This is a genomic window from Alteromonas sp. AWJ4_199 (assembly GCF_056159165.1).
Genome location: NZ_JBSWUR010000002.1, coordinates 433496 through 455986, shown reverse-complemented (window position 1 = coordinate 455986; position 22491 = coordinate 433496). Strand labels below are relative to the sequence as shown.

Annotated in this window: 15 protein-coding genes and 4 tRNA genes; 3 read left to right on the top strand and 16 right to left on the bottom strand. The window is 44.5% G+C overall.

Translation table 11 applies throughout. From position 1 onward, the window contains the following. Positions 1–23: 23 nt before the first annotated feature. From ACXAER_RS16895 to dnaQ, 9 genes are all read right to left on the bottom strand, one after another. On the bottom strand, positions 24–1250 hold the full coding sequence (locus ACXAER_RS16895; protein WP_474831244.1) for a lipoprotein-releasing ABC transporter permease subunit: 1227 nt from the start codon (positions 1248–1250) through the stop codon (positions 24–26). Then, positions 1237–1947 (bottom strand): lipoprotein-releasing ABC transporter ATP-binding protein LolD, encoded by a 711-nt coding sequence (lolD, locus tag ACXAER_RS16890; RefSeq protein WP_474831243.1) that lies wholly within the window; start codon positions 1945–1947, stop codon positions 1237–1239. Before lolD ends, ACXAER_RS16895 begins: the two co-directional genes overlap by 14 nt. An 87-nt stretch (positions 1948–2034) precedes the next feature. After that, a complete protein-coding gene (locus ACXAER_RS16885; protein ID WP_474831242.1) occupies positions 2035–3588 on the bottom strand; it encodes an EAL domain-containing protein in 1554 nt (517 codons plus the stop codon). Between the two features lie 311 nt (positions 3589–3899). After that, a tRNA-Asp gene (locus tag ACXAER_RS16880) sits at positions 3900–3976 on the bottom strand. A gap of 32 nt (positions 3977–4008) precedes the next feature. Then, positions 4009–4085, bottom strand: a tRNA-Asp gene (locus ACXAER_RS16875). A gap of 30 nt (positions 4086–4115) precedes the next feature. Then, a tRNA-Asp gene (locus tag ACXAER_RS16870) sits at positions 4116–4192 on the bottom strand. Between the two features lie 30 nt (positions 4193–4222). Continuing rightward, positions 4223–4299 (bottom strand) — tRNA-Asp (locus tag ACXAER_RS16865). Between the two features lie 216 nt (positions 4300–4515). Beyond that, on the bottom strand, positions 4516–6012 hold the full coding sequence (locus ACXAER_RS16860) for a TIGR03503 family protein (RefSeq protein WP_474831241.1): 1497 nt from the start codon (positions 6010–6012) through the stop codon (positions 4516–4518). A gap of 54 nt (positions 6013–6066) precedes the next feature. After that, the gene (dnaQ, locus tag ACXAER_RS16855) at positions 6067–6786 is read right to left on the bottom strand and encodes a DNA polymerase III subunit epsilon (RefSeq protein WP_474831240.1); all 720 of its coding nucleotides are present in this window, start codon (positions 6784–6786) and stop codon (positions 6067–6069) included. A 111-nt stretch (positions 6787–6897) separates the two neighbouring features. On the opposite strand from dnaQ, the gene rnhA reads away from it, so the two are divergent. Beyond that, positions 6898–7368 carry a ribonuclease HI gene (gene rnhA, locus ACXAER_RS16850; protein ID WP_014949181.1) on the top strand — a complete coding sequence of 157 codons (471 nt, stop codon included), beginning with the start codon at positions 6898–6900 and terminating at the stop codon, positions 7366–7368. A gap of 112 nt (positions 7369–7480) precedes the next feature. Here the strand turns inward: rnhA and ACXAER_RS16845 are convergent, their stop codons facing one another. Further along, complete coding sequence (locus ACXAER_RS16845) at positions 7481–8458, bottom strand: NAD(P)H-quinone oxidoreductase (RefSeq protein WP_474831239.1); 978 nt, start codon at positions 8456–8458, stop codon at positions 7481–7483. Positions 8459–8672: 214 nt separating this feature from the next. Here ACXAER_RS16845 and ACXAER_RS16840 point away from each other — a divergent pair, with 214 nt between their 5' ends. Next, complete coding sequence (locus tag ACXAER_RS16840) at positions 8673–9866, top strand: class I SAM-dependent rRNA methyltransferase (protein ID WP_474831238.1); 1194 nt, start codon at positions 8673–8675, stop codon at positions 9864–9866. 109 nt (positions 9867–9975) lie between these two features. Here the strand turns inward: ACXAER_RS16840 and ACXAER_RS16835 are convergent, their stop codons facing one another. The 6 genes from ACXAER_RS16835 to ACXAER_RS16810 form a co-directional block, all read right to left on the bottom strand. Then, the gene (locus ACXAER_RS16835) at positions 9976–10251 is read right to left on the bottom strand and encodes a DUF2061 domain-containing protein (protein WP_474831237.1); all 276 of its coding nucleotides are present in this window, start codon (positions 10249–10251) and stop codon (positions 9976–9978) included. Between the two features lie 314 nt (positions 10252–10565). Next, positions 10566–10868, bottom strand: coding sequence for a PilZ domain-containing protein (locus tag ACXAER_RS16830; RefSeq protein WP_118495239.1), 303 nt, complete (start codon positions 10866–10868; stop codon positions 10566–10568). A gap of 317 nt (positions 10869–11185) precedes the next feature. Then, a complete protein-coding gene (gene hrpA / locus ACXAER_RS16825; protein ID WP_474831236.1) occupies positions 11186–15181 on the bottom strand; it encodes an ATP-dependent RNA helicase HrpA in 3996 nt (1331 codons plus the stop codon). Between the two features lie 100 nt (positions 15182–15281). Further along, entirely contained in the window at positions 15282–16628 is a 1347-nt protein-coding gene (locus ACXAER_RS16820; RefSeq protein ID WP_474831235.1) for a Na+/H+ antiporter NhaC family protein, read from the bottom strand. A gap of 462 nt (positions 16629–17090) precedes the next feature. After that, the gene (locus tag ACXAER_RS16815; protein ID WP_474831234.1) at positions 17091–18419 is read right to left on the bottom strand and encodes a helix-turn-helix domain-containing protein; all 1329 of its coding nucleotides are present in this window, start codon (positions 18417–18419) and stop codon (positions 17091–17093) included. Between the two features lie 62 nt (positions 18420–18481). Next, complete coding sequence (locus ACXAER_RS16810) at positions 18482–19393, bottom strand: diguanylate cyclase domain-containing protein (protein WP_474831233.1); 912 nt, start codon at positions 19391–19393, stop codon at positions 18482–18484. 374 nt (positions 19394–19767) lie between these two features. Here ACXAER_RS16810 and ACXAER_RS16805 point away from each other — a divergent pair, with 374 nt between their 5' ends. Next, positions 19768–22473, top strand: a complete 2706-nt coding sequence (locus ACXAER_RS16805) for a TonB-dependent receptor (protein ID WP_474831232.1) — start codon at positions 19768–19770, stop codon at positions 22471–22473. The last annotated feature ends 18 nt before the right edge of the window (positions 22474–22491 follow it).

Genomic DNA, 22491 nt, shown 5'->3' with positions numbered 1-22491 from the left:
GCCATAGTCCGTTTTATCTTTGGCTAGTGAAGCGCAGAAGATGGCGATACTTTAGCAGCTTTTTGCGCTGGATATAGCGTTGCACCTACGCTTAAAAACATGGCCACAACAACGGTTATTAGGACATCCTGCCAGTGTAAACTTGACGGCAGGAAATCAATAAAATAAATATCTCCAGACAAAATTTCTACACCTAACGAGGTTTCGATAAAGCGAACAATATCCGACAAATTGGGCGCTACCAGCAAGGCAAGCGTAACGCCAACGGTAATGCCGACAAATCCATTTATAACCCCTTGCAGCACGAATGTATTGCGGATTAAGCTATCGTTGGCTCCCATAGTTTTTAAAATGGCAATAGCAGCCTGCTTGTCTCTAACCGCCATCACTAACGATGACACTATATTGAAGCAAGCTACGGCAATCACTAACGTAAGCGCAATATAAACCACGGACCTTACAAGCTGAATGTCGTTGTATAAATGCCCTTGAGTTCGTGTCCAGTCAGACATATAAACAGCTTGAGGGTAGCTATAGCCAATATCCCGCATGGTATCGTATGCTGAAAAAGGATCGTTAAGGGTAAACTGAATACCCTGGGCTTTAGATGTAATACCGATAGCTTCCGATGCGACCGCTAAATGCATCAGCCCAAGCTGATTGTCTAGCTCACCACCAACAGATAGTACACCTGCGATAGTTAGCGTAATGGAACGTGGCGCCTTAAAGGTTAAATCATGCGTGGTTTGAGGTATTAATAGCTGAACTGTGTCACCTATATTTAGCTTCATTGAAGACATAATACCTTTACCAACAAGCAATCCATCAGATTGCTTTGAAAAGTCTAGCCAATCTTGACTAGCTACTCTTTCAGCGTATTGATCACCAACCTGATTTACTGGGATACCGGTAACGCTAATTGCCTTTAATTCGCCTTTCGACTGCAGCATGCCTGTTAAACCTGTGTAAGGGGTTACCGATGCGATACGGCTATCTTGAGAAAAGCGGTAAAGCTGAGCATCTAAATTCTCTATTCCACTTTCGCTTTTACTGTATAGCTCGCCGTGTGGAACCACGCTTAAAATACGACTCGTTAGCTCTTTTTCAAAACCGTTCATAACACTAAGCAGCACGATAAGAACAAAACATCCAAGACCAATACCAATAGTCGATGACATTGATATAAACGAAATAAAGCGCTGTTCGGAACCTGCTTTTCTAAATCTCTTAGCCAATTCAAGGGCGAGCATTTTGACTCTCCACAAGCAATGCTTCGCTGGCTAACTGGCCATCTTTGATCTTCAACACCCTATCCATTTTCGCAGCAAGCGCAATATCGTGAGTCACCACCACAAAAGCAGTGCCCTTTTTATCACTTAAACTTGTCAAGAGCTTATAAATTTGTTCACCCGTAGAATCATCCAAATTCCCGGTGGGTTCATCGGCAAGCACCACAGAAGGTTCGGTAACCAACGCACGGGCTATTGCTACACGCTGTCGCTCGCCTCCCGACATGGTTGAGGGTAAATGATCCGCTCGATGGGAAAGTCCAACTTCGTCTAACATAACCTTAGCTTTACTATGCGCTGCTTTTGTCGGCAGCCCTCTTATTCTCAGCGGCATCGCAATGTTTTCTAAGGCAGTGAATTCACCAAGTAGATGATGAAATTGGTAAATAAACCCCATTTCGTCATTGCGAAGTTTAGCTAACGCATTACCAGAAAGTTTACCAAGGGGTTTTCCATTGAATTCCACTTCGCCGCTGGAGGGTTTATCTAAACCTCCAAGTATATGTAGTAGCGTACTTTTTCCCGAACCGGAACTTCCTAAAATGGCTACATGTTCACCAGCTTTTATAGAAAGAGAAACATCGTGTAATACGGGGGTGGCGTTACTGCCATCTTGATAGGTTTTATTAATATTGCTGCAAATTAGCACGTCCTGCATGCGACTGTTCTTCTATAGTTTCCAGACGGTGAATGGTAGCGCTAAACACTACCAACACCAACTGAAAAATAACAGCGCTAAAACGTGTTATTGTGTGTCTTGGACGCTTTTAGCTAGCGCATCGGCAGACTGAGGCTTGCCAAACAACCACCCTTGGCCAAACCCGATAGTCAAGCCCTTCAGTTCATTACACTGTTCGGTATTTTCGACGCCTTCTGCAATCAGGTCGACGTTTAACCCCTCGGCGATGCTGACAATATGTGGAATAAGTGACGAACGAATACTGTTGTCTTCCATATCCATAACAAAACTTCTATCTATTTTAAGATAGTCGCAGTTCAAGATTTTAAGCTGACTTAAGTTAGAGTAACCCACACCAAAATCATCAATAGCAAATAAGAAGCCTTTGCTTTTGAGAGACTTGATATGTTTAACGGCACTATGAGTAGCTATCTGTTCGTCCTCAGTAATTTCCAAGACCAACTTAAAGTTTTTGACGTTCATCTCAAGAACAAAATCTAAGTCTAAACAATCTTCTCTTGTAAAATCAAAAGGGAAAAGGTTAAACGATACTTTGAACCCTTCAGGAATATTCGGGTTTTCGTTAAGCTCTTTCATCGCTGTTGTTATCATATCTATGGTGAATTCCCACGTCATATCCTGCTCTTTGACTTGAGGAATAAACTCATCAGGATAAATAGGCCCGAATTCGTCTTCAAACCTACTCAGTACTTCACAACCAATTACTTTGCCGGTATCTAAATCAACGAAAGGCTGATAGAGGCTATAGAACTTATGTTCTTTCAGGCCTTTACTCACACGAGATTCCAAAGACCGGCGACGGCGTAAATAATTAAACATTAACATATGCGTTAACGCTGCGGTCATCAACATGGCAAAGACAAATAAGACGATTTTCCCTGAGTGTAAATCTAATACTCTGCCGTGATCAGATTTCACTTTTAAGCAAGTGTTGTTGTAGCGCTCGTCACACAATATAAATTGTAAAGAGAAATAGCCAGTGCGTGCATTCATTTCATCCTCACTAAGTCTTGTGTCAACCAAGCCAGGGTTACCTGCTATATGATAAAATTGATCGCCATTGTAAAAAAGCTGCCAATCTTGTGTGTAGCTGTAGCCAATTACACTGTCCATATCTAATACGGCGTTGTAGCGCCCACGCTGTACGATGGTGCCCGTAGCCTGCTTATCAAAAAGTTGTAAAGGTGTATTTATCCAGAATGCATCACCAAGCTGCGTATAAAAGTCGGGCTCAACTTCTTTAAACGGCGTATCTAGAATACCAAGATAAGTACTACACTTAAGTTCATTATTCTCATAAAAACCAATCTCTTTAACAAAGCGAGAGCGAAATAAGGTTTTGCGCATTTCGGCCAAATTATCGAGTTCACAGGATTGGTAAGGCAATGCGTTAAGGTAATCGAGAGTAATTTCAGCATCTCTGAAGACAAGACGAACATTGTCCAGAATTTCTTTGGCTCGGCTTTCTTCTTGTTCTTTGATAAACACAAACATAACGATGGCAAGGATAAGTGTTACCAAAGCTACGCTTAATAGAGAAACGCCAATCGCTTTTAAGTTATCTGCAAGAAAATACCGTTTTTGATCGCTTTTATTCATAATTTCCATTGTTATTAAGCACTGTCGCCCTAAACGTAGTACAGATTCAAAAAAAAACACTACGACTTTAGGTCACATATTATTGTTTGTTGAATAGTTTTTGACGAACTGTTGTTGAGTGCGTAATACCAGCCTGCATAAAGCAAGGTGCTCAAGTAACGAAAGATAAAAGCAATGTAAATCTTGGTAAGGCGTGTTTGAAATAATACAAACGGAATACTAACGTTGTATTTGAGTTGTGACTGAAGAAAATAGGTGTAATTTGGAGATAACCCCGAACGGGGAATTTGTAATAGAAAGCGAATCATTAATGGCGGAGCGGACGGGACTCGAACCCGCGACCCCCGGCGTGACAGGCCGGTATTCTAACCAACTGAACTACCGCTCCGCAGTAATGATGAGCGCGCGTTTTTCGATTAATGGCGGAGCGGACGGGACTCGAACCCGCGACCCCCGGCGTGACAGGCCGGTATTCTAACCAACTGAACTACCGCTCCACATAATCGAGATTGCGCTGTATAACTAAATGGCGGAGCGGACGGGACTCGAACCCGCGACCCCCGGCGTGACAGGCCGGTATTCTAACCAACTGAACTACCGCTCCGAAGACCTTTTAGTTATACCATTGAAAGAGTGGCGGAGCGGACGGGACTCGAACCCGCGACCCCCGGCGTGACAGGCCGGTATTCTAACCAACTGAACTACCGCTCCACATCTTCAATGTTATCAGTGAGTTGACTTGACTGTTGTTGCCCTGTCCCCTGACTGCGGCGCAGATAATACGTATTCCCCCATGTGGAGTCAACGCTTTTTATTAATAAAATTGTCATCTGCGGTTTGTTTGCCTGTTAAATAGACATTATGTCGAAATAAAATTCAAAGTGAACAATTTAACATCGCATAATCACAACTGTGATAATACACGCTTTAGGATTTTTCCGGCTTGCTCCCTTTCTTAAACATGCCCAACAACTTTTTAAATCCTTTAGGCGCTTCCTCCATAGAGAGATCGGCATCTGTCGTGGCCGAGCTTTGCTTTGCTGGTTCAGGCGATGATGTAGAAGACGTGCGCTTTTTGCGCATAAAAATAATAACCGCAGCAGCAATGACGCCGATAATAACTATAGACCCGTTGACCGCTATCAAAATAATGGTCAAGGTTCCGTTATCCATTTCCTTTTCCGAAGACTCTTCATTTGGCGTAATTGCGGCGGGATTCAGCTCAGGCGACGTAACAAGTGGCGCGCTCCCGTCGACGATTGGGTCTTTTCCATCTATTAGTGGGTCTTCAACCTCAGGCTCTTGCGGCCCCTCTGCAACAAAACTAAATTCAGGCACATCTAAAATGAAGTCTCGCCCGTTCACTGTTGTTCCATACGCCGTAATCTTAACTCTAAAAATGCCTTCCTCATAAGCAACAATTAGATGCTCACGAGGCTCACTGCCCCCCTCTGTCAAAGAAAAGTTCTGCATGTCTGCATTGGGGAACTTTACTTTTCCATCCACAAGTAAAGACTCAATATCCACGAGCTCCCGATCAACATCAATTATGATCTTGTGGTAGCCATTACCACCGCCATTCATTTCGACGTCAATAGAAACAGGGTTGTTATGTAAGACAATCGGTTGGCTTTCTTGCTCACGGGTATACATGGGAGTAATAACGCGAAAAACGGGCTTCCACTCACCCGCCGGTATTTTTAAATTAAATTGCCCGGTAAAGACACCGTCTGCTGGGCGTTCGTCCATTCCTCGGCCGTCGTCTTGAAACGTAGCAATATTTTGATCGCCTGAACCAAAATTTCCGAAATTAGGATTGTTCGTACTTTTAAATTCAATATCGAGCTCGACCACATCTCTAAACTGCTTGTTATCAATAGGCTCGCCGTTATTAGTGAGATACGCCGTAGATTTTAAAATTTCACCGGCAAATAAAACGTCAGGTAACGGGTCTGCATGCAGCTCTATGTTCGATATCACCATGACGCGGCTCTCTGGCAACACCTGGCCAACGGCCTGCCACGGTCCAGCAACTGGGTTTTTAATGGTGATCATGTCGAAGGTGTCGGCATCGAACCACTCTACTTTGTCTTCGTCCACTCGCCCCTGGAACAGCTTAGACCCATCAGGTCTCACAAGTACTACGGGGGCAGAGCCATACTCTCTGAAGAAAACCATAGTGATTTCTTCAACGTTGTAATCAACACGAAATCGGTTTTGTAGAAGTTTGATTGAGTTTGTGTAGCTGTCGCCTAAATCAGTAAGCGGAGAAGCATCAACATCTTGATTATTTGACTGAGGGTTTTGAATTGCATTATCTGCGAGCTGCCTAGCGGCGTCACGCTCGTCGTCTTGCGACTGAGCGCCAGCGCTTAAGTGTATAAAAAGCGATAAGATAATTACCCAACAAAACCACACTCTCACGCTACGCTGCTCCTGCTCTGTTTGGTTATTTTATTTCTATTTATACGTTTTTGGCTAAGACGCCTCTTCAGACTGAGGACGCCACAAGCATTTGCCACCCGCTTTTTCTACAATGTCCAAGCGAGCCTCATGCTGTGTTATTTCATCGGCGGTAGCTTTAATAACCTTTAATTTATTTGCGCCTCGCTTGACCCTGCGAATAGCGGTTGAGTCAGCATCACTACCAGAACTAGATGCTAGTTTAAGTTTGGTCTGCCCACCGGTCATTAACAGGTAAACATCTGCCAGAATTTCCGCATCCAGCAAGGCGCCGTGCAGCGTACGATGGCTGTTGTCTATACCGTAGCGTTTACACAATGCATCGAGGTTGTTTTTCTGCCCAGGGTGCATTTGGCGAGCAAGGGTCAGCGTATCCAGTACATCACATATCTGGTTGGTGATGACGCCTTTTGTTGAGGCTTCCATTCCAAACTCGTGGTCCATGAAGCCCACGTCAAATGGTGCGTTGTGAATAACAAGTTGCGCCCCTTTGATAAAGCTAACAAACTCCTGGGCAACCTGAGAAAACGTAGGCTTGTCGGCAAGAAATTCATTGGTTATGCCGTGAACTTCAATTGCCTCTTGTTCAATATGCCGGCCTGGGTTGATGTAAACGTGAAAGTGATTCCCCGTCAAACGGCGGTTAACAACTTCAACACACCCTATTTCGATAATGCGGTGGCCTTCTTTGGGGTCAATACCTGTGGTTTCAGTATCGAGAACAATTTGGCGCATGGAACCTCTACTATAATTACACTTTCATTTTTTGATAGTATATCAACCCCTTCGCAATCCGCTAAGGGAAAACACAAGATAAATTAAGCGAGTTAAACTAAAGGAAACGCTGTGGCTCAAAAGACCATTCACATTTATACCGACGGCTCGTGTCTAGGTAACCCTGGCCCGGGCGGGTACGGTGCTGTACTAATTTACAAACAGCATAGAAAAGAGTTGAGCGATGGCTTTGCCCACACCACGAATAATCGTATGGAACTGCTTGCCCCGATTGAAGCACTCAATAGCTTAAACGAGCCGTGCAACGTTGAGTTAACTACCGACAGTCAGTACGTAAAAAATGGTATTAATCAGTGGATCCATAACTGGCGTAAAAACGGCTGGCGCACTGCTGATAAAAAGCCGGTTAAAAACGCAGATTTGTGGCAGCGTTTAGACGAAGCGGTGAAAAAGCACAAAATAAACTGGCATTGGGTGAAAGGTCATTCAGGACACCCGGAAAACGAGCGTTGTGATGACCTTGCTCGCGGTGCAGCAGAAGCGAACCCAACAAAACCAGATGAAGGCTTTGTTGGAAAGTAAAATATCTTAGCAAGGCGTCTTTAGTGAGAGCCTTTACTAGAAGCTCTCGCTCATAGCTTTCGCTAAGAATACTTACCGCGAGTTTTTACGACGAGCTTTTTACCACGAACTATTACCAAGAAATGACCAACTTGCCCTGTGTGTCGTTGTTTTCCAATCGCGCATGAGGCTTATCGATATCATCAATACTATAGTGAGTATCGATATTTACATTCAGCTCTTTATTTTCAAAAGCGGGCAAACATACGTTAGAGAAATCACGTATCAAGTCCGCCTTATAGTCGTCGCTTCGATTTCTCAGTGTAGTCCCAATAATCGAGGCTCTCTTTCCTAAAAGCAAGGCCATATCAAGGTTATCAGCATACCGACCTGCTAGCATGGCTAGGTAAACCACTTTGCCGTCTTGCTTCAGCACTTTAAGATTTCGGTTAAGATAATCGCCACCAACCATATCAAGCACCATATCAACACCTTCAGGCCATACTTTTTTTAGAACGTCATCAAATTGCTGATGTTTGTAGTTAATAAGATGCTCTGCGCCATTGCTTTCACAAAGGGAAAGCTTGTCTTGGCTTGAAGCCGTTACAGCACTATGCACGCCCCAATATCGACATAGCTGAGTGGCGGCCAACCCCACACCACTTGCGCCCCCGTGTATCAAGGTTCGTTCAGCGGGCTTAATATGAGCAATCGTACGTAAACACTGAAATGCGGTGAGAAAAACTTCGGCAAGACCTGCAGCTTCAAAAAATGGCATGCCCTTAGGAATAATCATTAGGTGGGCAGGATTAACAATGACTTCAGTGGCATAGCCACCACCTGCGACCAAACCAAATACTTCATCTCCCTCTTTAAAGGTACTAACATCACTGGCAACTTCTGTTACAACACCTGCTACCTCTAACCCAAGGATTTCACTTTCCCCTGGCGGAGGTGGATAATTACCTTGACGCTGCAACGTATCTGCTCGATTTACACCGAATGCTTTTACCTCTACTTTTACTTTTCCTGATGTTAGCGATAACCCGTCGCATTCTTTAACAACCAACTCGCTCGGGCTACATCCCTTTTCAAAATCCACATAGCGCATACTTTGCATCCAATTCTAGTCTTAAAATTTCAGTCGTAATGTGTCTACGTACTACTGTAACAATCAGTTTGGGTTTCTTTTGAGTTTATACCCATCTAGATTGGTATTATTAAACACAGAACCTCTGAAAATGCGTATAATCGCGGCCATTACCGTAAGCTTCTATGATGGCTTACATCAAATATATATTGTTTAAACTACCACGAGAGCCTACATGTCAGCACAGGTCATATTACAACCATCCAGAGATAAATCACTTCGCCGTAAACACCCTTGGGTTTTCGAGAGCGCCGTAGCTGAGTTAAAAGGCCGTGCTCGAGTTGGCGATACGGTTGACGTGTTTGACTCTGAAGGCGATTGGTTAGGAAGAGGCGCTTACTCTCCAAACTCTAAAATTCGCGTTCGCATGTGGACGTTTAAAAAAGACGAGAGCATTGATAACGGCTTTTTCTTGCGCCGTTTAGAAACTGCGCTAACGCTGCGTAAGCGCTTGTTTGACCCAGCCAAAACGAATGCGTTTCGTTGGATAGCGTCCGAAAGTGATGGCCTTCCCGGCATTACAATAGACCTATACGACAATGTTGCCGTGGTGCAGCTTCTAAGCGCTGGCGGTGAAAAGCACCGAAATAAGATAGTGTGGGCAATCACCAAGCTAATGCCTGATGTTCACATCTATGAGCGTAGTGACGTTGATGTACGCAAAAAAGAGGGATTAGAGCCGGTAACAGGCGTGCTTCACGGCGAGCCACCCATGCAGGTTACAGTAAAAGAAAACGGCATTAGTATCGTTGTTGATATAGAACATGGTCATAAAACCGGTTTTTATCTCGACCAGCGTGATAGCCGTGCCGCCGCTGCTCATTACGCAAAAGATGCTGACGTACTAAACTGTTTCAGCTACACAGGCACATTCTCTTGCTATGCCCTTTCAGGTGGTGCCAAGTCAGTGACTAACGTTGATGTGTCTCAACCAGCTTTAGATTTGGCTAAACACCATGTGGCGATCAATGGATTAGATGAAGAAAAGGCGCACTATGTAAACCAGGATGTATTTAAGGCGTTGCGTGAGTATCACGAAAAGGACAAACAGTTTGATATGGTCATACTCGACCCACCAAAATTTGTTGACAGCAAAGCTACACTAAACCGCGCTGCTCGCGGCTATAAAGACATTAATATGTACGGTATCCATGCGGTTAAACCTGGCGGATTGCTGCTAACTTTCAGCTGTTCAGGTCTTATGCCTGCAGATTTATTCCAGAAGGTTGTCGCCGATGCTGCCCTTGATGCTGGCCGCACAATAAAAATCATTGCAAGGCTAAATCAAGCGTCTGACCACCCTATTATTGGTAGCTACCCCGAAGGCTATTACCTGAAAGGTTTAGTCTGCGAAGTCACCGACGATTAGAAATGAAAAAGCGCCCTCGTTCTTATAAAAACTGGGGCGCTGATTTCACTGATTGAATTAACGATAGGTTATGCAAATAGCTTAGAAAGCGAGCAATAAACCTTACATTTTAAGAAGCAAAGGTTGCAACATTATTCGAAAAGCCACTATCATTTGAAAAGATATTCGATAGCGGCTGTGAAGACTCACTTGCTTGCCCTTCAGTAACCACCTCTTTATCCTCTAATTTTTTCCACACCATTTCGTGAAAATAAAAGGCCACAGTATTAATTGCTGGCTCAACTAATGCTACCGCACCGCCTACTACCAAGCTGCCCGTAAGTAGGTAAGCTACCGTAAAGGCTACTGAAAAGTGCATAACAGCAAAGGTAATTGTCTTTTTCATAATAATCGCTCTATCAAAAGTTGAATTTTGTTTGCTTTCGCATTAATGAGAATTATTATCAATTAAGAAAGGAAATAAAAATAGAAAAAACTGAACCGCTTATTCGTTTTATTGAATGATAAATAAAAGAGCGATTAACGCTGACGCTGAATAAAGATTAGCGAAACAGGCTGCTACTAATAAAACGTAAAAGGAAAATTGGCTTTTAAGGTAATAGGATACTTAAAGCGCTCGTACATAACACTTGTACTGTGTGACGCTTTTGATGGCCATGTAAGGCGAAGTTAAATTTCGCCTTACTACATTCGATAAATCTATTTCATCTGAGAAATTTCGACGCCTATGATGCAGCTAGAATCAGATTCAGGTTCACAGCGTACGACCGTAGCTAACGCTGCTAAAGAAGGGATTTGAGAGCTAGACGACTCTATAGCAACACTAACCTGAGTGCCCACCTCAATAGAAGGTTCATCAACTTCTAACGACATACCTGTGGCGCTTATATCTTTGCACATTGCCTGCATGGTGCGGCTCGACTCATCGTCAGTAATCTGCAACTGACACGGCGAATTTACCATCATCCTGAAAAAATTTCGCTTATCGTCGTATCCCAACATGTCTACTTCTCCTGATTTTTAGCATTACGCTGACGACTACAAGTGTTGTTATAGGTTGATGGCGATAACTTGTCAATCGAACTGTCTAATTTTTATTCAACAATACTGCAAAAGTAGTATTGGTCTTACCTCAATAATTCGATGATGATGTTTTGCTATCGATTAAACACACGGCGTATGCTTATTAATTACAATTAATTAAGCCCCTCAACACACTACATTGCGGGGCTTTAATTAGTTTACCATTCTAAGTAGAAACCCTTCGCGCTTGGTAAGCTAAGCGTTACACTTTGTGTACATCGAGAGCCCCATTAAAATTAAAAGTCTGCTAAATGGAGGGTTATACGCTTCGCTGATATGGGGTATGCCGTACCAAGTTGCTGCGCAAACAGAGAAACCCGCAATTCTTCTATCATCCAGCGCACATCAATAAGGGCTTGTGGCACTTTACCTTTGGGGTACTTACTGCACGCTTTTTCCCATTCCTTAATCGACTTTTCTACCGTTACCTGATGCATTCTGTCTTTGTTGGGGTCAATGGGAAGCTTCTCAAGACGACGGGCCAAGCCTTTAATATAGCGGTTCCAATCGTCCAGCCTACTTTCACCAATTTGAGAGACAAAACCAGGGAACACCAATGACGCAAGATGCGCTTTACAGTCACCTAACGCGTTAATCATAGTCAGCGGTACGTTGCCTTTCATCTGCTTTTGGCACTGATGAGCAAGGGTAAGCCCCTGCTCTACCTGCTTGGCGATTTCTAACACTCTGTCATTGATATTTGCTCGCGCAATCTCTAAACAGGCCTCAAAATCAGCTTTATTTCGAATGTCAGTGTCGTTCGATTTGCAGTAATCAGTGACAATGGCGTCGATACCGGCAAAAATGCAATCATCTATCAGCGCTTTAACTTGCCCGAATGGATTGAAATACAAACCCAGCTTGGCTTTATTCGGTAATTTGCTTTGCAAATAGTTAAGGGGCGACGGCATCGCGTTTTTAATCAAGACATTCACGCCTTGCTTATGCAGCACTTGGGCTTTATCCGCTTCTTCAATGAGAGCAATATCTACCTTATCGCCCTTTTGTACCAGAGCCGGGAACGCCTGAACTTCAAACCCGCCAACTTTCTGCACGAAGGTTTCTGGCAAGCTTTCGAAATCCCATTGTTCTATGTTATTTCGCTCTAACTCTGGTGTTGCGGCTTTCTCAAAAGTTTGCTTGACCTGCCCTGCACACTGTTGTTTAAGGGCATGAAGGTCATCACCTTTGGCGATATCATCACCGTTGTCGTTCACTACCGCAAAATGCATTTTTAAATGCTTATCAAGCTGGGTTAAATTCCATTCTTCGCTTTCAATAACAACGCCAGTCATTTTGCGAAGCTTATCGCTAACCGCTTCAAGCAAAGGCACAGGGCGATTGTTTTTGTCCGTTTCACTGATATCAGCAAGGCAGGCATCGGCAAAGTTAGGCGCAGGCACAAAATTGCGTCGCAAGCGTTTAGGTAAGGTTTTAATTAAGCCTACTATGAGGTCGTGCCTTAGCCCAGGTACTAACCAATCAAAACCTACATTGTCCACTTGGTTAAGCACTGGTAGCGGGATCACTACCGTTACACCGTCATCTTCAGCGTTGGGTTCAAAGTTATAACGTAGCGGCAGCGTAATATTGCCCTGACGCCATACATCAGGGAACGCGTTCGCTACCGACTGCCCAGGCTGCTGACGATACACGTCTTCTTCTTTGAAGGTTAAACTGTCGTTACTTCCGTGCTGTCTAAACCATTTCTTAAACGCTGCATCATTATTGGCTTCAACCGGGATACGTTTAGCGTAGAAGCTTACGAGCTCTTCATCATCTACAATCAAATCGCGACGTCGAGTCTTTTGTTCAAATTCATCCGCTTGTTCCAGCAGTGCCTGATTTTCCTGTAGGAAGCTGTAATTGAGCTTAGTATTGCCCTCTACGAAGGCTTCGCGGATGAATAGCTCGTGGCAGATTGGCGGGTCAATTAGGCTGTAAACCTTTGCGCGCTTCATCACAATGGGCAGCCCGAACAAAGTAACCTTTTCAAACGCGATAACCGCGCCGCGCTTTTTAGACCAATGGGGCTCTGAATAGCTTCTTTGTACAACGTGTTCAGCTAAAGGCTCTACCCACGCTGGGTCTATTTTTGCCACCATACGGGCAAAAAGTTTAGAGGTTTCTACAAGCTCAGCTGCCATTACCCATTTTGGCTGAGACTTTGATAACCCTGAGCCTGGGAAAATTAAAAAGCGTGAATTACGTGACCCCATATATTCACGGTCTTTATCTTTAAAGCCCATGTGCGACAGCAAACCGCTGGCGATAGCTTGGTGAATAGCCTGATAGTCGGCTTCTTGCTTAGAAATACCAAAGCCCAGCTCAGCAATAGACTTTTTAAGCTGGCTTACAATGTCTTGCCACTCGCGCATACGCAAATAATTGATGAAATTCTGCTTACACCATTTGCGAAGCTGATTTTGGCTTAACGCATTTTGCTGTTCTCTAAACGCCACCCACAAGTTGTAAAGACTTATGAAATCTGAATCTTTATCGTGGTATTCGCTGTGCTTCTCGTCTGCTTGCTGGCGTTTTTCCTGTGGGCGCTCTCGTGGGTCTTGAATTGAAAGCCCCGCCGCAATCACCATGACTTCGCTGAGCGCGTTTGTACGCTCGGCTTCTATCACCATGCGTGCATAGCGTGGGTCGATGGGCAATCGTGCTACCTGACGACCCAGCGGGGTAAGCTGCATCTTGCCGCTTTGCTTCGTTTTTCTATTAGCTTTGCCTTTCGCAATAGCTTGGATTTCTTCAAGTAAGCGAAAACCGTCGTTGATATTGCGGTTATCAGGCGGCTGAACAAATGGAAAAGCAGCGATGTCGCCTAGCCCTAAAGCAAGCATTTGCAAAATAACCGAAGCAAGGTTTGTTCGCAGGATCTCTGGGTCAGTGAATTCTGGGCGTCCTAAATAGTCGTCTTCGCTGTATAGGCGAATACAAATACCGTCAGACACACGGCCGCATCGCCCTGCCCGCTGATTCGCTGAGGCTTGAGATATTGGTTCAATAGGTAGACGCTGCACTTTACTTCTAGCGCTATAGCGTGAAATACGGGCAAACCCCGGGTCTATTACGTATTTGATACCGGGTACGGTTAATGAGGTCTCGGCCACGTTGGTGGCAAGAACAATGCGCCTGCCGCTGTGAGACTGAAAAATGCGGTTTTGCTCTGCAGCCGATAACCTAGCGTAAAGCGGTACAATTTCAGTATTGCGATAATGCTGTTTGCTCAAAGCATCTTGGGTGTCGCGTATCTCGCGCTCCCCGCTTAGGAACACTAAGATATCGCCCGGCGCTTCGCGCATTAGTTCGTCGACTGCGTTTACGATGGCGTCGCTTTGATCAATATCGCCATCATTATCTTCTGGCGCGTGATAACGAATTTCAACCGGATAGGTACGTCCGCTCACTTCGATAATCGGCGCATTATTAAAATGCTTAGAGAATCGCTCTGGGTCAATGGTGGCAGAGGTAATGATAAGCTTTAAATCGGGGCGCTTATCTAACAGCTGACGCAGATAGCCTAACAAGAAGTCGATATTAAGGCTTCGCTCGTGGGCTTCATCGATGATGATAGTATCGTACTGATTTAAAAAGCGATCTTGCTGCATTTCAGCAAGCAGCATACCGTCGGTCATAAGCTTAACGTAGCTTCGTTCGCTTACCTGATCGCTAAAGCGAATCTTAAAACCCACCTTTTCACCAAGGGGCGTCTTTAGCTCTTCTGCTATACGAGTAGCTACACTTCGTGCCGCTAATCGTCTTGGCTGGGTGTGGGCTATCATGCCGTTTACACCGCGGCCTAACTCTAAGCATATCTTAGGGAGCTGTGTCGTTTTACCCGACCCAGTCTCACCAGCAACGATAACCACTTGGTTATTGGCTATTGCTTCTTTGATATCTTCTTTTTTGTCGCTAACCGGCAGCGGCGGATACTCAACCTTAGGAAGATTATTTTGACGCCAATTGCGCTTTTCTATTGATGTGTTGATATCGCTTTCTAGTTTCTCGAACTGCTTTTTAAGGCTATCTTCGCTAACCGCGTCGTCCTGTATTGAACCTTTGGGATTAGCTGCTTTTTTCTCCGCACCTTTTCCGTCAACACCAGATCTATCATTCACTTTTTGCGCAAGCTGCGTAATACGGCGCTTTAAGCGAAACTTATCTGCGCTTAAACAAGCGTCTAGTTTGTTGTAAAGAGGTTTTATTGCAAGTGGTGAAGACAAAGTGACATCCTAAAGCGAGTTTCTAATCATCAATAAAATTCGGGCGGTGATCCTAGAAGATACCGCCCTAAAAAGCCAGTGTGTTAAGCGTTACGAGAATTTAAGCGCTTTGGGTTAATTCATCGTCTTGCGCCGTTTTAAAACGGGGAAAACCAAACCAAATGGCCGCCACACCAAACACAAAAATAAGCATGGGGTACCAGCAATAAGGCGTAATGGCCAAAGGTGAAATGCCCACTACGGCCGCTGCACTTAAAAGCTGCGCGCCGTAAGGTACTAAGCCTTGAAAGCTGCACGAAAAGATATCCAAAAGTGATGCGGTACGACGAGGGTCAACACCGTATTTTTCATTTAGGTCTTTAGCAATTGGGCCTGCTGTAACAATGGCAATGGTATTGTTTGCTGTCGTAATGTCTAAAAAGCTGACCAAGCCAGCAATACTAAATTCCGCGCCTTTCTTAGACGTAACTTTACGGGTTAAGCGTTCGATTAACCAGGTTATACCGCCGTTAGCGTGCATTAACGCCACAATACCGCCTATGGTTATGGCAATCATCGCCAAGTCCTGCATCCAACCCATCCCTTTTTGAATGCTTTGCATCATGGAAAGTGGCGTAAAGCTGCCTTGCAGCAAGCCTACTACGCAGGCACTGGCAATACCCACTGCAAGTACGCTGATGACGTTAAACCCTGTTAGCGCGAAAGCAATAATGCACAAGTACGGCACTATGCGCCAAAAATCGTAACTGCCGCCTTCAACAATGCCAGAGGTATCAACATCGACCATAAGCAATAGTGCCATGGTAACGATGCAGGCCGGCACGGCCACCATTAAGTTTGCCTTGAACTTGTCTTTAAGCTGTACACCTTGGGTACGTGTTGCTGCAATGGTGGTGTCTGAAACAAACGAGAGGTTATCACCAAACATAGCGCCGCCCACGACAATACCCAGCGCCATTTCCACCGGCAGCCCGAGGCTTGTGGCAAGGCCTGCACCTATGGGTGAGAGTGCGGTAATGGTGCCCATGGACGTGCCCATGGAAAATGATATAAAACAGCAAATCAAAAACAGGCCTGGTAATATCAGTGCGGAAGGTACAAATTGTAACGCCATGTTGACCGTGGCATCTCGTGCACCAATATCGATAGTCACGGCATAGAATGCACCGGCTAACAGGAATATCAGCACTAAGAGAATAATGTTTTTATCACCACCACCTTTACAAAAGGTTTGTACCTTTTCAGAAAAGCTGACCTTGTTACCTTTCGGATTTAAACATAGTCCATACCCAGCGCTGATAAAAAACGCCACCAAAATAGGCATCGCAGTAATATCGTTTGTGGTAATGCCTGTCACTACAACAAGAATTACAAAAAGCAAAATAGGCGTTAAACCTAACGGATTGGGTACGATAGAATTTGGTGCAATGTCGTTATTTTCGTGCACAGAAAACTCTCTTTTGGTTTTAATTGCGTAACAGCAAAAGTTTAAAGGCTACGCTGAACAGCCACCTTGAGGGTGCGAGTGCGTAAGAAAAAGCTTCAACCAAACCATTTTGTGAAGGTTTTTTTAACGATTAAAAAGCTAAAGCTGCAAAGGATAAAAGGTTTTGCTGATATTGAAAAGACATTTACTTTCCAACGACAATGTCATATCAGGCCTAACAGATTATTACCCTCTCAATGAGACTGGCAAAGTTCGTAATTGTGTCGTATTACCGCAGGTATACTAGTTCTGCATTAAGGTGACGCGACAAAGAGTATTATCGTCGTTTACGGAGACTACTACTACCTTGTGTTAGAACCAGATTCACATACTTATATCGTAGGATCAATAGTGTATTAGATGTTATTTTGCAGGGGGCTTATACTTTACAACTAAGGGGCGAACACGTTTTACGGTTTCTAGTTAATTTCTAAGTTCGCTAGGGGTTTTACCTGTTAATCGTTTTACCGTACGACGAAAGTTAGGCAAATCGTTAATGCCCATTTCATTGGCCGCAGCCTCGTTACTCACCTTGTGCACCGATAAAAGTAAAAGCGCATGATTGCGCTGAACTTCTTCAGACAGAGCGCGATAGCTAGTGCCGAACTCTTTTAATTTCCGTTTCAGCGTAGCTACGCTGACGTCTAGGGTTTCCGCCAATTCAGGCAACCCGATATTTGGCGAGTGCGTGTTGGAGGATGTACAAACGTAACGCCTCACAAAATCAGGCAAAGACAAGCGGTATTGCTGTTCAATAGAAGCCCGTTCCTTAGTTTGCGTTGCGCTGTTACTCGATAAACCTTCTAAAGAAACGTGCGATTTAACAGTGTCTGTCGGCTGAGCCGTTAGTCCTAAGGGTTGACTTGCTGCACCTTTTTCGATGCAAATACTGTTAAAACGGCTATTAAACGATAATTTAAGCCCAAGGTGCGTTTCATAGTCAGCGATATTCTTCGGGCGACTGCCTGTGAAGGTAAAAGACAAAGGTATTCGCTTATTCCCAATATTCTTAATGAGCGCCACCAGCGTTGCAAATGCCACTTCAAGAGTGAACTGAAGCTGTTTGCTGCTTATGCCTGTAAACTGAGGCACTAGTATTATTTTGTCGGTACTTTCAAACCGCTGAAACTGACATAGCGGTAAGCTACACCACCTAAATGCTTGGCGTTGAGTAAGGTGTAAAAGTAGCTGCTCAATATTTTCACATGTTTTAAGCACATGTAGCGGACTAGTAAGCCACTGCGAAGCGAAAGCTCCACCCAGTAAAAAACTGACATCGTTACCTTTGGTTTGGCTGTGAACATTGACTAACAGCGATGAATATTGGTTTATGCTTACTAACGAATTGTGTTGTAACGACTCCTCAAAAATACCTGTACCGCGCAAGAGCTTATTCTTATTACCGCCACGAGAGAGCGCTACATTGAGCACTGCCTGTACCAGCCAATACCCAGCGATCACTTTATCTTGGCTAGACATCACTACATGATAGCTACCAGCACTATCACTACCGATGACATCCATGCTAAGCCCATCAGCATCACCATTTACAGCACCATTTACAGAGACACCCACGCCTAAATCATCAACATCACCTTTTGCAGAGACACCCACCGCTAACTCATCAACATTACTCTTTACAGAGACACCCACGCTAGATACACGTGTTGAGTGACACCGCTCAGCACCTACAACTGTATCTTCGTTTGCAGAATCTCGTAGTGCGTTGATTCGTGGTAACGTTAAATCCATTAGATATTCACCGCAGGTATCTTCGTGCACATACACCAACTAGTCTCACCAAACTGTCCAAACTACGCTGCACTGTCATGAGAACGCTCAAGCTCTAACAGCATGGTGTTAAGCACAGTCGCAAGGCGCTGATTAGGTAACAAAGTCACTTGAGCACTGCGTGCGGTGGTGTAAATAGCATTGGCATTGAGGCTATGTCTAAAAGCCAGATGCTGAATACTTACTTTGATATCATTCAAGATAACATCGGCCTGCATGGGCGAGACGTCTGGCATCAAAATAGCAAACCTATCACCAGCGTAACGGCACGCTAGATCTTGCTGGCGCAAATTCATGATCACCAATTGCGCAATGTCGTGCAGATACCTGTCGCCTTCTGTATACCCGTGCTTTTGATTGAACAAAGAGAAGTTATTGATATCAATGATGGCAATTACAGCCGACTTCCCGGATTGCTGTAATTTACTTATTTGTGTTTTCCAATACTCTGCACGGTAAAGTTGAGTAATAGGATCGATAGCATCGTGATCCCGAACGTCCCATTCACGACGTCGCAATTGCAAATTTAACGCACGCTGCTCTAGGTGCCATTGATAAAGTGCCGCGGTCATCACTACCATCCCCACCGCAGCAGGGTAAGACTCAATCATACTTATCCAGTAAGCGGATTCGGGGTAATGAAAAAATTCGTCTAAAAAATCTAAACTGACAGAAAACAAGAAACAGCCTAGCCCTATAATAAGAAGGCTAGTTACTTTTCCAGGAGGACGGCTAGCGAGCGCTGCTAGCATCCACGCAAGCGTTAAAAAAGCGATGCTCCCCTCCCCCACAATATCTAGGCCAGATATCACGGTGCTTTCTTTTGCATTGCCAAATATAAAAGCTAGGCAAACCGCCAAAGTTACCACGCACAACGTAAATACCAGCCAAAGCTTGTGATGTCTAAATTGTGTTGAATTTGTAAAGGTAAACATAATGCTCTCTTTGGAAATCTCTAATATTGAATACATCACGCGCCAGTCCAGCGGCTTCCAGCGCTTAAAACAAAACGAGAGTCTTGCCCAAATTTGATGAAACTGTCGAGGGTCAGTTTGGCTCATCAATGTGACATATTGATGGCAACCTATTCAAAGAACGCAAAAAAACAAGCAAAAACCATACAAAATCATAAACTTAAGCCAGGGTCAATTTAGCTCACCGATTTGAGAATTAGCGACATTTGCCGTAAGTAAGCCCCATGTTCCACTTAATCGTCATATAACTGTCATGGAGCATTCTTAGGGTACTTAGTCATTAACTTAGCACTTACTTCACACTCCTATTGACTGCTTAATTGATTGGAAAATAAATGAAAATTAAAACCGCGTACTCTTCTCTTACACTTGCCTGCGTAGCGGCGCTAGGCCTTAGCGTTGCGTCGCCTGCTTTAGCGGCGGATGGTGTCATTATTGGTTCAGTAAAAGACGCCGCCAAAGCACGCAGCTATACAGGCGCACAAATTAGAATTGTCGAGCTAGGACTTGTGACCGAAGCTGGCAGAGACGGCACGTTTCGCTTCCCTTCTATTCCTGAAGGCACTTATACCTTAGAAATCTCTTATCTTGGTGAAGATACCGTCACGCAAACGATTAACGTGACAGATAATGGTATTGCCCGCGCTGCCGTCGAATTTGGTAGCGGCGATACCATCGATGAGATTCTGGTGCGCGGCCAACGAAGCGGACAGGCAAGCGCCATTAACCAGCAACGCGTATCTGACCGTATCTCGTCTATTGTTTCGGCAGACGCTATTGGTCAATTTCCTGATCAGAATGCTGCGGAATCGCTACAACGTTTGCCCGGCCTTTCTATAGAACGTGACCAAGGCGAAGGTCGCTTTGTGGGAATTCGCGGTATCGATCCAAACCTTAATAACGTAACCATTAACGGGCTTAATATTCCCTCGCCGGAGTCAGGCGTGCGCTCTGTTGCCCTTGACGTTATTCCCTCAGAACTTATTCAAACATTAGAAGTATCGAAATCTGTAACCCCAGATATGGATGGCGACGCCATTGGTGGCTCGGTGGCGGTAAAAAGCGTAAGTGCCTTTGACAAAGCCCGTGATACAGCAAGCGTTACCGTACAAGCAAGTCAGAATGATTTAGTGGATAAAACCAGTCCTAAACTGTCCGGCACCTTTACTAAAAAGCTTTCATCTGAATGGGGCGTGGCCGGTGCTATCTCTTACTTTGACAGAGACTTTGGCTCAGATAACGTTGAAAGTAACGGAGATGATGAGCTTGAGCAACGTGACTACACAATTACTCGCGAACGTTTAGGTAGTGCGCTGAATATTGATTTTCGCCCCGACTTCAACAACCAGTATTTCCTTCGCACACTTTACAGCGAATTTTCTGATGACGAATACCGTCAAGGCAACATTTTCACTTTCGACGGTGAAGACTCGGAAATAGAAAGAGAAAGTAAAGATCGTTACGAAAGCCAAAGCATCTTTACTGTGGCACTAGGTGGTGAGCACCAGTTAGAAACGTGGAGAGCAAACTGGCAACTTGGTTATGCAAAGTCTGATGAAGACGAACCAGACGCTTTGTATTATGTATTTAAAACAGAAAACGACAGCATTGATGCTGATCTAAACACCATGCGCCCAACGGTTTCGCAAAACGCTGATGCCATGGACTTATCTACCTACGAGGTAGATGAAATTAGCTTTGAAGATAACTACACGAAAGATACCGAAACCAGTATTAAATTTGACGCATCACGACCTATAAACCTGGGTGGGTACATTGGTGAATTCAAATTCGGTTCAAAATACCGCAGCCGAGAAAAAGACAGAGACAGCAGCATCACGATTTTTGATGGTGACTTTGACGGGCTAGATGCCTCTCAGTTTGGTACTGCTAGCCCAGAGTATGCACTCGGTGACTTCGGTCCAGGGCTTAATCGCGGCGTAATGCGCAGCTACTTTAACGATAACCGCTCAAGCCTTGAAGTAGACAGCCTTAATTCAGAAGTTGAATCTCGCGGTGCCACCTATGTAAACGAAGAAGATATTTTTGCGGCCTACGTAATGGGCAGCGTTGATATTGAAAAGCTTCACTTGGTCGCCGGTGTTCGCTATGAGCGCACCGACTTTTCAACGTCAGGCATGCGCGTCGAGCTAGTTGAAAACGAACAAACTGATGTAGAAGAAGTGGTCAACACACCATGGGAAGCTGAGCGTGATTATGACTACTGGCTACCGAGTGTAAACGCCAGATATACGTTTTCTGACAAGCTACAGCTTCGTGCCGCCTACACTCAAACCATTTCACGTCCAAAATTTGAAGATGTGGCTGCGTTTCAAATTATCGAAAGTAAAACCGAAGAAGACGACGGCGTATTTGTAACTGAACGTGAGGCAGAAGTGGGCAACCCAGAGCTTCAACCTTATGAAGCGCAAAACGTTGATTTGTCAGTTGAATACTACCCTGGTGACATTGGCGTAATTTCAGCAGGATTGTTCTATAAGAATATCGACAACTTTGTTGTGTATGCAGATGTTGCAGGTACCACTGGCTGGGAAGGTTTTGAAGAAGTTATTCAGCCAATAAATGGTGACTCTGCTGATTTGACGGGCTTAGAACTGTCTTGGGTCAAAGCCTTTAACAACGGGTTTATTGTATCTGCGAACGCAACGTTCACGGACTCTGAAGCCACCACATTCTTAGACGGCGAAACTTTCGAAACTCAGTTACCTAACCAGTCAGATCGCATTGGCAACTTAACCATTGGTTACGAAGCGAATGATTTCAGTGTACGACTTGCTACCACGTATAAAAGTGAAAACTTCGAAGAAATTGACGGTGACATGCTGAGGTTTGAAGATGACCATGTACAAATTGATTTCATGGCCCGTTATTACATTAACGACAGCATGCAGGTGTATTTTAACGGCATAAACCTAGGTGACGAGCCTTTCTATAACTACTTTGATACGCGCAGTCAAAACGCGCAGTACGAAGAGTATGGCCGTACTTTCGAGCTAGGTTTTACTTGGCAGCTAAATTAATCACTTTTATTTGTTGTT